This is a genomic window from Pseudomonas fluorescens, assembly GCF_018614655.1.
Classification (GTDB): Bacteria; Pseudomonadota; Gammaproteobacteria; order Pseudomonadales; family Pseudomonadaceae; genus Aquipseudomonas; species Aquipseudomonas fluorescens_BX.
The window spans coordinates 1-13,542 of the sequence record NZ_JAGGOG010000003.1; the positions used below are offsets into that span (position 1 = coordinate 1).

13 protein-coding genes are annotated in these 13,542 nt (G+C 61.2%); 7 read left to right on the forward strand and 6 right to left on the reverse strand.

Annotated features, from left to right (window positions below):
* Positions 1–41 precede the first annotated feature (41 nt).
* Positions 42–908 carry a LysR family transcriptional regulator gene (locus tag J7E41_RS02590; protein WP_214989899.1) on the reverse strand — a complete coding sequence of 289 codons (867 nt, stop codon included), beginning with the start codon at positions 906–908 and terminating at the stop codon, positions 42–44.
* A 111-nt stretch (positions 909–1,019) separates the two neighbouring features.
* Between J7E41_RS02590 and J7E41_RS02595 the strand changes: the two genes are divergently transcribed.
* Together J7E41_RS02595 and J7E41_RS02600 are read left to right on the forward strand one after the other, a co-directional pair.
* On the forward strand, positions 1,020–2,216 hold the full coding sequence (locus J7E41_RS02595; RefSeq protein ID WP_214989901.1) for an MFS transporter: 1,197 nt from the start codon (positions 1,020–1,022) through the stop codon (positions 2,214–2,216).
* Positions 2,216–2,650, forward strand: coding sequence for a DUF4440 domain-containing protein (locus J7E41_RS02600; RefSeq protein ID WP_214989903.1), 435 nt, complete (start codon positions 2,216–2,218; stop codon positions 2,648–2,650). Before J7E41_RS02595 ends, J7E41_RS02600 begins: the two co-directional genes overlap by 1 nt.
* On the opposite strand, the gene J7E41_RS02605 is transcribed toward J7E41_RS02600, so the two are convergent.
* The 4 genes from J7E41_RS02605 to J7E41_RS02620 are packed head-to-tail and all read right to left on the reverse strand — an operon-like array spanning position 2,631 to position 7,397.
* Positions 2,631–3,491 (reverse strand): efflux RND transporter periplasmic adaptor subunit, encoded by an 861-nt coding sequence (locus J7E41_RS02605; RefSeq protein ID WP_214989905.1) that lies wholly within the window; start codon positions 3,489–3,491, stop codon positions 2,631–2,633. The genes J7E41_RS02600 and J7E41_RS02605 overlap by 20 nt on opposite strands.
* 10 nt (positions 3,492–3,501) lie before the next feature.
* Positions 3,502–3,702 (reverse strand): DUF1656 domain-containing protein, encoded by a 201-nt coding sequence (locus J7E41_RS02610; RefSeq protein WP_214989907.1) that lies wholly within the window; start codon positions 3,700–3,702, stop codon positions 3,502–3,504.
* Positions 3,692–5,875 carry an FUSC family protein gene (locus J7E41_RS02615; RefSeq protein WP_214989909.1) on the reverse strand — a complete coding sequence of 728 codons (2,184 nt, stop codon included), beginning with the start codon at positions 5,873–5,875 and terminating at the stop codon, positions 3,692–3,694. The genes J7E41_RS02610 and J7E41_RS02615 overlap by 11 nt, the downstream gene beginning before the upstream one ends.
* A 10-nt stretch (positions 5,876–5,885) precedes the next feature.
* Positions 5,886–7,397 carry an efflux transporter outer membrane subunit gene (locus J7E41_RS02620; RefSeq protein WP_214989910.1) on the reverse strand — a complete coding sequence of 504 codons (1,512 nt, stop codon included), beginning with the start codon at positions 7,395–7,397 and terminating at the stop codon, positions 5,886–5,888.
* A gap of 282 nt (positions 7,398–7,679) precedes the next feature.
* On the opposite strand from J7E41_RS02620, the gene J7E41_RS02625 reads away from it, so the two are divergent.
* The 5 genes from J7E41_RS02625 to J7E41_RS02645 all read left to right on the forward strand — a co-directional run bounded on the left by J7E41_RS02625 (position 7,680) and on the right by J7E41_RS02645 (position 12,189).
* Entirely contained in the window at positions 7,680–8,648 is a 969-nt protein-coding gene (locus J7E41_RS02625; protein ID WP_214989912.1) for a LysR family transcriptional regulator, read from the forward strand.
* A gap of 63 nt (positions 8,649–8,711) precedes the next feature.
* Entirely contained in the window at positions 8,712–9,686 is a 975-nt protein-coding gene (locus J7E41_RS02630) for a 2-hydroxyacid dehydrogenase (protein WP_214989914.1), read from the forward strand.
* A 263-nt stretch (positions 9,687–9,949) separates the two neighbouring features.
* Positions 9,950–10,852: a chemotaxis protein CheV gene (locus J7E41_RS02635; protein WP_214989916.1), complete on the forward strand. Its 903-nt coding sequence runs from the start codon at positions 9,950–9,952 to the stop codon at positions 10,850–10,852.
* 3 nt (positions 10,853–10,855) lie between these two features.
* Entirely contained in the window at positions 10,856–11,338 is a 483-nt protein-coding gene (locus tag J7E41_RS02640; protein WP_214989917.1) for a GNAT family N-acetyltransferase, read from the forward strand.
* A gap of 107 nt (positions 11,339–11,445) precedes the next feature.
* Positions 11,446–12,189, forward strand: a complete 744-nt coding sequence (locus J7E41_RS02645) for a YkgJ family cysteine cluster protein (protein ID WP_214989919.1) — start codon at positions 11,446–11,448, stop codon at positions 12,187–12,189.
* Here J7E41_RS02645 and J7E41_RS02650 read toward each other — a convergent pair.
* Positions 12,186–13,400: a transporter substrate-binding domain-containing protein gene (locus tag J7E41_RS02650; protein WP_251029312.1), complete on the reverse strand. Its 1,215-nt coding sequence runs from the start codon at positions 13,398–13,400 to the stop codon at positions 12,186–12,188. The genes J7E41_RS02645 and J7E41_RS02650 overlap by 4 nt on opposite strands.
* Positions 13,401–13,542: the final 142 nt, after the last annotated feature.

Consider the following 13,542-nt stretch of genomic DNA (forward strand, 5'->3'; position numbering starts at 1 on the left):
ATGTCTACGGTTCTACACCCCTCGCCACAGGTTCTCACAATTCATTGCTCCTTCATAAAATCAATAAACGCCCGCACCTTCAGCGGTAAATGCCTTGTATCCGGATACAACGCATACACCCCCTGCGGCGCAAAGCGGTGATCCGACAATAGCCGCACCAGGCGCCCCGCCTCCAGATCCTCCTGCACCAACCACTGCGGCAGAATCGCCACGCCGTGCCCGCGCACCGCGAAGGCCTGGAGAATGGCGGCGCTGTCGGCTACCAGGGAAGTTTTGCCAGGACCCGGTCGATAAAGGTGTTCGGTCCCTGAAGGGTCAATGACGGACAAATCGGTCAACCGGGCATGACCCAACTTCGGCAACTGCTCCAACTCATCCAGTGTGCTGATCTTGGCAAATTCTGGCGCCGCCACGGCAAACACCTGAAAACTCGATAACTGCACGGCACGATGATTGGAATCGAGGATGCGCCCGAGGCGGATAGCCACGTCAAAGCGTTCGGAAATCAGGTCCGCGTGGGTCGAGGATGTGGATAAGTGGATATTCAGCTCCGGGTGCAGGCGCCGGAAAGCTTCCAGCGCCGGGGCAACCACGGCCAAGGCATATTCCACGGTGGTGGTGACACGCAACGTACCCTTGAGCTGCGCGTGTTCAGAACGTGCTTCCTCCACTGCCAAGCGCGCTTCTTCCAGCATCCGCGTACAGCGCAGATAGAAGCGCTCGCCGGCATCGGTCAGGGCCAATTGCCGGGTGCTGCGGGTCAGTAAGGTGACGCCCAGTTCGGCTTCCAAACGCTTGAGGTTGAAGCTGACCACGGCTCGAGTCTGCCCCAATGTATCGGCGGCGGCCGTCAGGGAACCGGCTTGCACCACAGCCTTGAAGGTCTCGAATCGGTCCAGGCTGACCATGGGCAGCGTGCTCCTTTGTCAAAATAATTTTGACAAACTAACAGTCAAACCGACGTTTCCCAAGCGCTTCCGGAGGTCTACCCTGCCGGAGACTTAACGCAGGAACGCCCGATGACCTACCGTTCGAAAGTCACCTGGATCTTTTTACTGGGCTTCGCCCTGGACCTGGTGAACATGTTTGTCGCCACCATCGCCTACCCGGATATCGCCCGGGAGTTACAGGCCTCGGTCATCCAACTGGCCTGGATCAGCAATGCCTACATGCTCGGCCTGACGCTGATTATTCCGTTGAGTGTGTGGCTGGCGGCGGCGTTGGGTGAACGGCGATTGATTGCCGCGAGCCTGTTGCTGTTTGGTATCGCTTCGGTGCTGGTGGGCCAGGCCGGGTCGATTGAAGCGCTGATCGGCTGGCGCCTGCTGCAAGGCCTGGGCGGCGGCTTGTTGATTCCAGTCGGGCAAGCCTTGGCTTACCGACACTTTCCGCCCGCAGAACGTAGCCAACTGACGGCCAAGGTCATGTCGGTGGCGCTGCTGGTGCCGGCGCTGTCGCCGGCATTGGGTGGCCTGGTGGTCGACAGCGTTTCCTGGCGCTGGATCTTTTACGCCAACGCGCCGTTGGCGCTGATCACCCTGCTATTGACGCTGCTGTGGTTGCACGCAGACACGCCCTCCTCCGCTCGCCCACCGCTGAACCTGCGTGGCGTGTTCGAGCAGATCAGCCGCCCGATGCTGCGGATCGCGATGCTGGTGTACCTGTTCATTCCCGGTGTGTTTATCGGCACCAGCCTGATCGCCGTTCTGTACTTGAGAGGCCTGGGGTTTGACGCCGCCCATACCGGTGCACTCATGTTGCCTTGGGCGTTCGCTTCGGCGATGGCGATTGCCTTGAGCAAAAAGCTGTTCAACCGCTGTGGGCCCAAGCCGTTGTTGCTGGTGGGCATGGCGTTGCAGAGCATCGGTATCCTGCTGCTGATCGCCCTCCAACCGGCGCAATCGCTGCTCGCCATCCTCGCTTATGCCTTGATGGGCATGGGTGGCAGCCTATGCAGCAGCACGGCGCAGACGTTGGCGTTTCTCGACATTCCGGCCGACCGCATGGGTCATGCCAGCGCCTTGTGGAACATCAATCGTCAATTGAGTTTTTGCTTGGGCGCCGCGTTGCTCAGTGCATTGCTGGCCGCGCTGGACTCCTTTACCGTGACCTTTGTGATGGCTGCGGTGCTGACCGTGTTCCCCCTGTTTGCCGTACTGCGCCTGGATGCATCCAGGGTGCGGGCGCTTCTCCACCCTCAACCCGAGTACAGTTGATGATCGACTACAGCGACTTTTTCGAAGAAGTGATCCAGACCCACGTCGAGATCGAACAATGGTTTGCCGGCGTCGCACCCGAGGGGACGTTGGAGAATCTACTGGCGCGTTTCTCGCCCGAGTTCAGCATGATCGCGCCGGCTACCGGCGCACGGGTGAATACGGCTGGAGTCAATGCCCTGTTCACCCGCCTCGGTGGCATGCGCCCGGGGCTGAAAATCACCTTGAGCGAGCTGACCGGCATTGATCGTCATGCGCGTGGCGCCACCGTGAGCTACCGCGAACACCAGATTGATGCCAGCGGCACCCAGACGGATCGTCGCGCTACAGTGGTGTTTGAAAAGCAGGCCAGCGGCGCACTGCTGTGGCGGCACCTGCACGAGACCTTTTGCCAAGCCAAGCCCGCTCCCACATTTAGTTCGGTGTTTGGTTAACGATCACGGTGCAGGTGATCCCCGCCGCCAACAGCACGCCGTCCGGCACTTCATCAATGTGAATCCGCACCGGCACCCGCTGGGCCAGGCGCACCCAGTTGAAGGTCGGGTTCACATCGGCGATCAGTTCGCGGCTTTCGGGGTTGTCGCGGTCGTAGATGCCACGGGAAATGCTTTCCACGTGACCCTTGAGGGTTTCACCGCTCATCAATTGCATGTCGGCTTTATCACCGACTTTCACATGGGGCAGCTTGGTTTCCTCAAAGAAGCCATAAACCCAGAACGAGTTCATATCCACCACCGCCATCTTCGCCTCGCCGATGCGCGCATAGTCGCCGCGGTGGACGTTGAGGTTGGTGACGTAGCCGTCCACCGCCGCCACCACTTGGGTGCGCTTGAGGTTCAGTTCGGCAGCCTCCAACTGGGCCAGGGCATGTTGATAGTCGGCCAGGGCCGAGTCGGCGATGTTGCTGGCGTCATCACGGTTTTCCTTGGAAATTACCAGGGCGTCGAGATCCGCGCGGCGGTGGGCGTTGACCTTGCGCATCTCCCACGTGGCCTTGCGTGACGCCACCAGCGATTGCGCCTGTTTTACTGCGATCCGGTAATGCTCCGGGTCGATCTGCATCAACAGGTCGCCCTTTTTCACCAACTGGTTGTCGCGCACCGGAACGTTGACCACCTCTCCGGTGACATCCGCGGCAACGTTGATGATATCGGCGCGCACCCGGCCATCTCGGGTCCACGGCGTCTCCATGTAATGCACCCACAACGTGCGGCCAATCCAGATCGCCAGGGCCAATACCAGCAGGGTCGCGAGCAGGCTGAAAAACTTTTTCATCGGGGCATTCTCAACGGTAGACGGTCAGCGACAAGGCGCCGAAAAGACAGGTGAACAGGCTCAGGCGCAACAGCGCCGGGTGCCAGAAAAAACGGTACAGGTCAAAACCGGCCAGGCAGCGATCCAGGGCCCAGGCCAGTCCCGCCGCGATGAAAAACATCAGGGTCATGGTCGGCATGTAGAGGCCGTGGAAGGCGATTTCACGAGGCATGGGCAGATCCTTCAAGCGTGAGAGCAGCCAGGGGCGATTGTGGGTCCAGCAAGGACGTGCGAATAAAGTGCAGGTAGCTTTTCACTCGGCGCAGGGCCGAGGTGTCGAAGTGCGGGGCGAAAGGTTCGTCGGTGGCCTGGACGCGGCTGATGGCGTGGTCCACCGCAATCAGCCCACGCTCCAGATTGCTGGCACTGGGTTGCAGGAATAACCGCACCAACGAACGACCCATCACCCGGATGGCCTGGCGCCACGGCTGGGATTCGGCGTACGCCGGATGCACCGGCAAGATCGCCTGTTCCTTGCGCAGCTCGATGATGGCGTGGCCGACTTCCAACACCACGAACATCCAGCGCAGCAAGTCGCGTTGCACGTGCGGTTGGCCGGCGGCCAGGCCGTAGGCCTGATGGAGCAAGTCGCGGGTGCGGCTTTCAAACCGTGAAGCCAGACCTTTGAGTTTGCCGCTGATGGCGTACACCACTTGCTCACGCAGGTCCTGCTCCAGTCGACGCCACAGCCAGCGGCTATTGGGCGGCAAGATGATCGCGCCCGCCGCCGCACACACCAGCATGCCGATGATCATCGCGATGTAGTCGTTGATGAAGGTGTAAGGGTTGTAGAGCGTCAGGTTATCCGGCACCGAGCCGGTGCTGAAGAAGATCAGCAATCCCAGACCGACTCCGGCGTATTGCGGCCGGGAAGTGAGGAAAGCTCCCAGTACGATCACCGGCGCGAGCATTACGCACAGCAACGGGAAACCGTCGATCCACGGAAACACGAAGAACATCTCGACGAACCCCACCAGCGCGCCGATCAAGGTGCCACAGGCCATCTGGAAGGCCATGCGTTTCGGGTTCGGCGTGGCGGCGGACAAGCCCACCGTGGCCGCTGCAATCAGGGTCATGGTGGCGCCGCTGGGCCACGCGGTGGCTACCCAATAGCTGCCTAGAATCACCAGGATGAAGGCAGCGCGAATACCCGAGGCGGCGCAGGCCAGCCCGTTGGTTTTCGGGGTAAAAGGTTCGTCCCAGTGTTCGCGTTCATGGCTGTGATCGGCCAGGGACGCGTGGGTCTGTGCATAACTGTGCAGGTCATCGACAAAGCGGTACAGCAACTCATAGGCCGTATGAAAATCCAACTGCTCGGCATCGCTCGGAGCGCTTTCCTGGAACTGCGCCCGCAGGCTGCGCACCTTGGCAGGCAAGCCTTGCTTGTAGGCCGTCAGCTGCGTCACGAGGCGCGCGGCATCGGGGCTGGTGAGGGCGCGGCTACTGAAACCATCGAGCAACTCGGCCAGGTCTTGCAGGCCCGGTTTGATGGCGTCCACCACATGGTCAGCCTCGTGACCGCGCAAGCGCTCGAGTAACTGATGCAACGCGTTGAAGCGCGTGGTGATGCCCATGAACTCGCTGTTCAGCCGACTCAGGCGACCGTTGCGCCGGCGCATGTGCGGGTCTTCGAACACGGTGACGCTGCGCAGCCCTTCCAGGCCCACGGCTTCGGCGATAAAGCGCACGTTGCTGCTTTCAAAACCTTCGCGCTGGCTGCGCCCCCGCAGGCCGTCGGTGACAAACAGCGCGAAGGTGCCGAAGCGCTGATACAAGGCATTGCGCATGGCGGCGCTGGCGGTTTGCGGCAGGATTGCGGCGCTGACCAGCGTGGCGCATAAAATCCCCAGGGAGATTTCCAGCACCCGCCACACCGCCGCCATAAAGGCACCGTCCGGATGGGCCAGGGCCGGCAAACCGACCATCGCTGCCGTGTAACCGGCCAGCACAAACCCATAGGCGCGAAAGTTGCGATAGCGCGCAGCACCCGCCGTGCACAGGCCGACCCAAACCGCCAGGGCGCCGAGGAACAGTTCAGTGTTCTGCGCAAACAGGGCGATCAGTAACACCATTACCGCCGAGCCGGCCAGGGTGCCGAGGAAGCGATAGAAGCTCTTGGCAAACACCTGACCGCTTTGTGGCTGCATGACGATAAAGACCGTGATCATCGCCGTGCGCGGCTGCGGCAGTTCCAGGCGCATCGCCAACCACAGGGTCAGGAACGCGGCGATCAGCACCTTGAAGATGTAGACCCAGGTCACGCCATCACTGCGGACCCAGTCGAAAAAACCACGTCGCCACTCAAGGGAGTGCAACCAGCGCAGGGGGGCAGGCAAGGGAGTCATGACGTCCTACTCAATGATCGAAGACGGCCAGGGCCGCCGGGGTCTTGCTCGGTAGCGTCTGGTCGGTAGTTGGCACATCTTTGCCGGCGCCCAGGCCGCCGCCCAATGCGGTCACCAGCTCGGCGTGGGCACTCAGGCGCGCCGCCTGGACCTGTTGCTCGACCTGCTGTTGGCGGAACAGCAAACTCTGGGCGTTCAGTACATTGAGGTAATCGGTGAGGCCGCGCTGGTAGGCAATCATGGCGATGTCATAGGTTTTCTGCGCCGAGGCCACCGACTCCGCGGCGAAGGCCTGTTGCTTGTCCATGGATGCGCGGCGGATCAATTGGTCGCTGATGCCCTTGAGCGCGTTGACCAGCGTCTGGTTGTACTGGGCGACGGCAATGTCATAACCAGCGCTGGCCTCTCCCAGTTGCGAACGCAAGCGGCCGCCATCGAAGATTGGCAAGCTGATGGCCGGGCCAGCGGTGTAGTTGAGCTTCTTGCCGGTCAGGAACTCCAGCATTCCACCGCCGGTAGCGACGTAGCCGAGGCTGCCCACCAGATCGACGTTGGGATAAAAGCCGGCATGCGCCACGTCGATGCCACGGGCCTGGGCCGCTACGCGCCAGCGGCTGGCGACCACGTCCGGGCGTTGGCCCAGCAGTTCGGCGGGCAAGGTTGAGGGCAGCTTCAAGGGCGCACCGAGGGACAGGGTTGGGCGCAACAATGTCGCGCCCTCCCCCGGACCTTTGCCCGCTAAAGCAGCAAGCTGGTTGCGGCTCAAGGCAATCTCTTCATCGAGGGCATCCAGCTGACGGTGAGTTTCCGGCAACGGCGTCTCGGCCTGGCTGACTTCGAAGTGGGTACCGATGCCACCGGCCAGGCGCTTTTGCGCCAGGTCAAGGATCTGCTGTTGCTGGGCCAGGGTCGCGGCGACGATATCGCGCTGGGCGTAGTGCAAGGACAACTGGATATAGGCGCGTACCACGTTGTTCTGCAATTCCAGCTCAGCCTGACGCGCTTCGGCGGCACTCATATGGGCCAGGTCCACGGCGCGTTCAGTGGCGTTGCTTTCCCGGCCCCACAGGTCGAGGGCATAACTGAAGCCCAGGGCGGCGTTGTTGTCCCAGGTGGTGGAATTGTCCAGTTTGCCGGGGCCGTAGAACGGGTCGCTGGGCCAGTTGTGGCGCTTGAGGGTCGCATCGCCATTGATCTGTACCGATTCGGCAGACTCGGCAATACCGGCCATCGCCCGTGCTTCGCGAACCCGCGCAGCGGCCATCGACATGCTCGGGCTGCCTTGTACAGCAAGGTCGATCCAATGGTTGAGTTGCGGGTCGCCGTAGGCTTGCCACCATTTTGCGGTGGGCCAATGGGCGTCCTGGGCGGCGCTCTTTATCGCGGCGTCGGTGGCCAGGGTATTGGCGGCGAGCGTCGTGCCTTGAGGGGCGATTCCTGCGGTTCCGATGCAGCCGCTGATGGCTAACGATAAGGCCCAAACACTGAGAGTCTTCAGCTCTCTGCTGATGCGACGCGGCACTGCTGCGAATTCCTGAGATGGTTTTTTGTAGGCGCGAGCTTGCTCGCGAAGAACCGTCAACGATGACGCGGGATGCCTGGAGAAACGCGGCGGCCGGGTGTCCTTCGCGAGCAAGCTCGCTCCTACAGAGGGAAGGTGGCGCAATTCTAGGGGGCCGTTCAAGCGGCGATAAGGTGGGATTCCTGTGAATCTTTGTTACCGTTCAGGCGATAATCCGTTAGTAGGGATCACTGGATCCTGCAACTTCGTGTCACAATTTGCCATCTCCCTTGAGAGCACCCCATGGACACTTTGCAAAACATGCGCGCCTTCAGTTGCGTCGCCGAAGCCGGCAGCTTCACCGCCGCCGCCGTGCAACTGGATACCACCACCGCCAACGTCTCGCGCGCGGTCTCCAACCTGGAAGCCCATCTGCAAACCCGCTTGCTCAACCGCACCACCCGCCGCATCGCCTTGACCGAGGCCGGCAAGCGCTATTTATTGCGCTGCGAGCAGATCCTGGCCTATGTCGAGGAAGCCGAAGCCGAGGCCAGCGATGCCCATGCGCGGCCTGCCGGGCAACTGAAAGTGCACACCATGACCGGTATCGGTCAGCATTTTGTGATCGATGCGATTGCCCGCTATCGTCGCACCCACCCGGACGTGACCTTCGACCTGACCCTGGCCAACCGCGTGCCGGACTTGCTCGACGAGGGCTACGACGTGTCCATCGTGCTCGCCAGCGAACTGCCGGACTCGGGGTTTGTGTCCCAACGCCTGGGGATCACCTACAGCATCGTCTGTGCCTCCCCCGCCTACGTCAAAGCCAACGGCTGCGCGCAACGGCCCAGTGATTTGCTCAACCACGCCTGCCTGCGCCTGGTAAGCCCGGTGATTCAGTTGGACAAATGGTCGTTCAACGGCCCGGAAGGCCAGGAAAGCGTGGCGATCAACACCTCACCGTTCCTGGTGAACTCGGCCGATGCGATGAAAACCGCGATCATCAGCGGCATGGGCGTCGGCCTGTTGCCGGTGTACGCGGCCATCGAAGGCCTGCGCAATGGTTCGCTGGTGCGACTGATGCCGACTTATCGCTCTCAGGAGCTGAACCTGTACGCTATCTACCCGTCGCGCCAGTACCTGGACGCGAAGATCAAGACCTGGGTGGAGTACTTGCGTGGCTCATTGCCGGAGATTCTGGCGGCCCATCAGGCGGAACTGGCAGCGTATGAGTTGAGCAGCAGCCTCGGTGTGGCACGGCCGAGTAACTGACAATCGTCATCAGGAATGTTAGCTTGCTTGGCATTCCCAGCCGTGTCGATGAGCTCCCCTGCGATGAAAAAGACCGTCCTTGCCTTCAGCCGCGTCACCCCGGAAATGATCGAACGCCTGCAACAGGATTTCGAGGTCATTGCCCCTAACCCCAAGCTCGGCGATATCAACGCCCAGTTCAATGAAGCCTTGCCCCATGCCCACGGTCTGATCGGGGTCGGGCGCAAGTTGGGCCGGGCGCAACTGGAAGGTGCGGGCAAGCTGGAAGTGGTCTCCAGCGTCTCCGTCGGCTACGACAACTACGACCTGGCGTACTTCAACGAACGCGGGATCATGCTGACCAACACCCCGGATGTACTGACCGAAAGCACCGCCGACCTGGCCTTCGCCTTGCTGATGAGCAGCGCTCGCCGCGTCGCCGAGCTGGACGCCTGGACCAAGGCCGGGCAGTGGAAAGCCAGCGTTGGCGCGCCGTTGTTTGGCTGTGACGTGCATGGCAAGACCCTCGGTATCGTCGGCATGGGCAATATCGGTGCAGCCATCGCCCGGCGTGGTCGCCTGGGCTTCAATATGCCGATCCTCTACAGCGGCAACAGCCGCAAGACCGAGCTGGAACACGAGCTGGGCGCACAATTTCGCAGCCTGGACCAATTGCTGGCCGAGGCTGATTTTGTCTGCCTGGTAGTGCCGTTGAGCGAGAAGACCAAACACCTGATCAGCCACCGTGAGCTGGGTTTGATGAAACCCAGCGCCATCCTGGTGAACATCTCCCGAGGCCCGGTGGTAGACGAACCCGCCCTGATCGAAGCCCTGCAAAACCAGCGAATTCGCGGTGCCGGGTTGGATGTGTACGAACAGGAGCCACTGGCCGAATCGCCGTTGTTCCAGCTGAGCAATGCGGTGACCTTGCCGCACATCGGCTCGGCCACCCATGAAACCCGTGAAGCCATGGCCAACCGCGCCCTGGACAACCTGCGCAGCGCGCTGTTGGGCGAGCGGCCGCAGGACTTGGTCAACCCGCAGGTGTGGAAGGGCTAGGCTCCCAAGGCATAACCCGCCGAAGTCCCTGTAGCCGCTGCCGAGGTACGAGGCTGCGATGCGTGTCCGCAGGACCGCCCTCGGGGGTCGCTTCGCAACCCATCGCAGCCTCGTTCCTCGACAGCGGCTACAGCCCATCGCAGCCTCGTACCTCGGCAGCGGCTACAGAAACTTGGCCTTCGGCCCTGATTGACGCTAAAGCCTGGGGCGCTCAAGTCGATAACCCGCTATAGATTGTCATCCGTGATCCACAGAAGGTTTTTATGTCCGTCAACAAAGCCCGCGCAGACTCGCTCTCGCTCCTGCTCTTTACCTTGCGCAGCGGCAAGCTGATGGCGATCAACCTGCTGAAGGTCAGCGAAATCATCCCCTGCCCGCCGCTGACCAAGCTGCCGGAGTCCCACCCCCACGTCAAAGGCATCGCCACCTTGCGCGGCGCGGCGCTGTCAGTGATCGACCTGAGCCGGGCACTGGGGGAAATGCCCCTGCAAGACCCGGATGGCGGCTGCCTGATTGTTACTGATGTCAGCCGGTCCAAGCAGGGCCTGCATGTGCAAGCGGTGAGCAAGATCGTCCACTGCCTGACCACCGACATCCGCCCACCACCTTTTGGTTCGGGTGGCAATCGCTCGTTTATCACCGGTGTGACCCAAGTCGACGGCGTATTGGTGCAGGTGCTGGACATCGAAAAAGTCATCCACGGTATCGCCCCGGCACAAATTGAAGCCGCGCCTACCGACTTGACCATGGAAGAGGCCGAAGTGCTCGGTAACGCGCGCATCCTGGTGGTGGACGACAGCCAGGTCGCCCTGCAGCAATCCGTACACACCCTGCGCAACCTCGGCCTGCAGTGCCATACCGCCCGCAGCGCCAAGGAAGCCATCGACCGCCTGCTGGAACTGCAAGGCACCGTCGAGCAGATCAACGTGGTGGTCTCGGACATCGAAATGTCTGAAATGGACGGCTACGCCTTCACTCGCACCCTGCGGGAAACCCCGGACTTTCAGGACCTGTACGTGCTGCTGCACACCTCTCTGGACAGCGCGATGAACAGCGAAAAAGCCCGCCTGGCCGGTGCCAACGCAGTACTGACCAAGTTTTCCTCACCGGAACTGACCAAGTGCCTGGTGGTGGCGGCCCAGGCCGTGGCGCAACAAGGTCTCTGACCTGTGGGCGAGTACTACCAACTGCTGCGCCGCGACCTCACCGGCACCCTACCTTCCCCGCAATGGCCGGCGGATATTCGCCTGGGTCACTACCGTGATGAACTCGCCCCGGCGATTCACGCGGTGTTGCACCTGGCCCAAGACCAAGGCGGCGGCCATGTCGGTGCCCTTGATCAGTGGCGCCAACAGTTCGTCACTGATGCTGAGTTCGATCCCGCCCTGTGCCTGGTCGCCAGTAACGCCGACGGGGTTCTCGGCGTCGCGCAATGCTGGACCAGCGCCTTCATCAAGAACCTGGCCATCCACCCCGCCGCCCAAGGTCAGGGTTGGGGCCGGGCGTTGTTGCTGCACACCTTCCAGGTGTTCCAGCAGCGCGGCGAGGCGTTTGTCGACCTCAAGGTGCGCGAATCCAACCCGCGCGCCCGCCAGTTGTATGAAAGTGCCGGCATGGTGTTTGTACTCAGGGATCTTGTTCCCGAGGAATAAAGCACTGGCGCATAACTTGCTTTGCACAGAGCCTGCACGGTGGAAAGAGGTGTAAACCCGTCACCGCGCGTGTGAACCCTCTGACCTGGCCTGGTGACAGATCCTCCATGAGTACCCATTTTTCCTGCGTAGGCTGCGGCAAATGCTGCACCGACCATCATGTCCCCCTGACCCTCGACGAGGCCCGGCAGTGGGCGGCGGACGGCGGTAACGTCATCGTTCTGGTGGAGGGTTTCCTCGGCAACGGGCTCGGCCTGCCGGCCCTGCAACGCGAGCACGCCCAACGGCGTTCCGCCATCGTGCCAAGCGGCAGTACCGAGGCGTATGTGGCAATCACCTTTGCCGCCTATAACGCCGGTCCCTGCCGGAATCTTGACGAAGACAAGTTATGCCGCATCTATGAGCGCCGGCCGCTGGTCTGTCGGATCTATCCCATGGAGATCAACCCGCATATCCCGCTGAACCCCGCCGCCAAAGACTGCCCTACGGAATCCTGGGAGCAGGGCCCGGCGCTGATTGTCGGTGGTGATCTGGTGGATAATGAACTGGCCGAGTTGATTCGCCGTTCACGGCAAGCCGACCGTGATGATATTCAGACCAAGGAAGCGGTATGTGGGCTGCTGGGGATTCATACCTCCGCCCTCAAGGGTGATGGGTTTACTGCCTACCTGCCGGACATGAACGCCTTTGCGGCGGCGATCGAACAGGCCACGGAACAGCCGTCGATCGCCAATGAATGGGTGTTTCATGTGTCCGGGCTGGATATCGCCGAGCAACTGCTGGATGCCGGCGCACGGATCGCGACCGAGGTACCGGCCAACTACGCATTTATTTCATTGCGAGCGGCTTAATTCTTTCGGCTATCGGCATGATCGCGGGGCTCTTCCTGATCGTGGATCACCGCAATGCACTCAATCGCGACCATGGCTCTGCGTGGCAGCCGGCGTACCGAAAGAACACTGCGGGCAGGCAGGCGATCCGACGGAAAATAGCTCAGATACACTTCATTGACCTGCCTCAGGTCGTCCAGATCCGTCAGCAACAGTGTGCACTTGACGACATCTGCCAGAGAAGACTGATGACGTTCAAGCGTTTCACGCAAGATGTTCATCGCTTGCTTCATCTGCGCCGGCGCACCGCCCTTCACCGGGTTGCGGCGTGCATCAAGCCCCAGGACATCCGAGAGGTAAAGGGTGTTACCGACCCTGACCACCTCGGAAAAAGGCAATCCCGAAGCACCGGGATAGAACTGCGGACCCTCGCTGCTGCCCAGCGTTGCTGAACGCTCCTCCTCCCGCAGGTAACCCAGGGTAATTCGCGTGTACTCACCGTTTTGCTTGAGCTCCTCAAGCGCGCGATTGAGTTCATCGCGCAAGGCCGTGTCAGCCTTGCGTAAACCGATAGCCACGCCTTTGCCCAATTGCTCCCCCGTCACAGCAGGTCCGGAGAACGTAAAGTTCTGTCCGTAGGGGGTATCAAGCAATGCCTCACGAATCTCAATCGTACCCTGCAGTGTGGCATCGATATCCCCCGCCACCAGGCTGCGAATCAGTTGGTCATTGAGCCAGAAACTCTTGATGATCACTCCCGCGGGTGCCCACTGCGCTTGCGCAAAGGCCTCGCGATTGCTGCCAGCCAATACACCGATCCGCTTGCCTCTCAACGATCGTACCGTGGGCACCAGGCCCGAATCCTTGCGTGCCACCAAGTGAGTGGTGAGCGGGTAAAGATCTTCGGTAAAGTCGATCAATTGCCGCCGTTGCGGGGTCGAGGCCATTCCCATGATCGAGTCGAAACGCCGCTGTTCAAGGGCCGCGATGCTGCCGGGAAACACCTGATCGACCCAGGTGCAGCGCACATTGAGCTGCGCACACAAGGCATTGCCCAGCTCGATGTTCAAGCCCACCAGTTGGCCTTTCTCATTGCGGCTTTCGTAGGGAGGAAACTGGGCGGCGATGGCGAAGCGGATTTCACTGCGCAGATGGTTGTCTGCCGCGGCGGTAGAAAAGCTACCGATGACCGTCAAGAAGATAAGCGCAGCGCAGACCTGTGTCACAGCCATAGGGACGTCCTTTTCCGGAAAAAACAGCTTCATCGGTCCCCGTTTCTGTCAGGCAGAACCGGGGACGAGATGGCGTGCAATCTTTCAAGAAATGGTCGCTGGCGGACAAGGCGAAAGGTCAGTAGTTGTTGTAGGCACAACT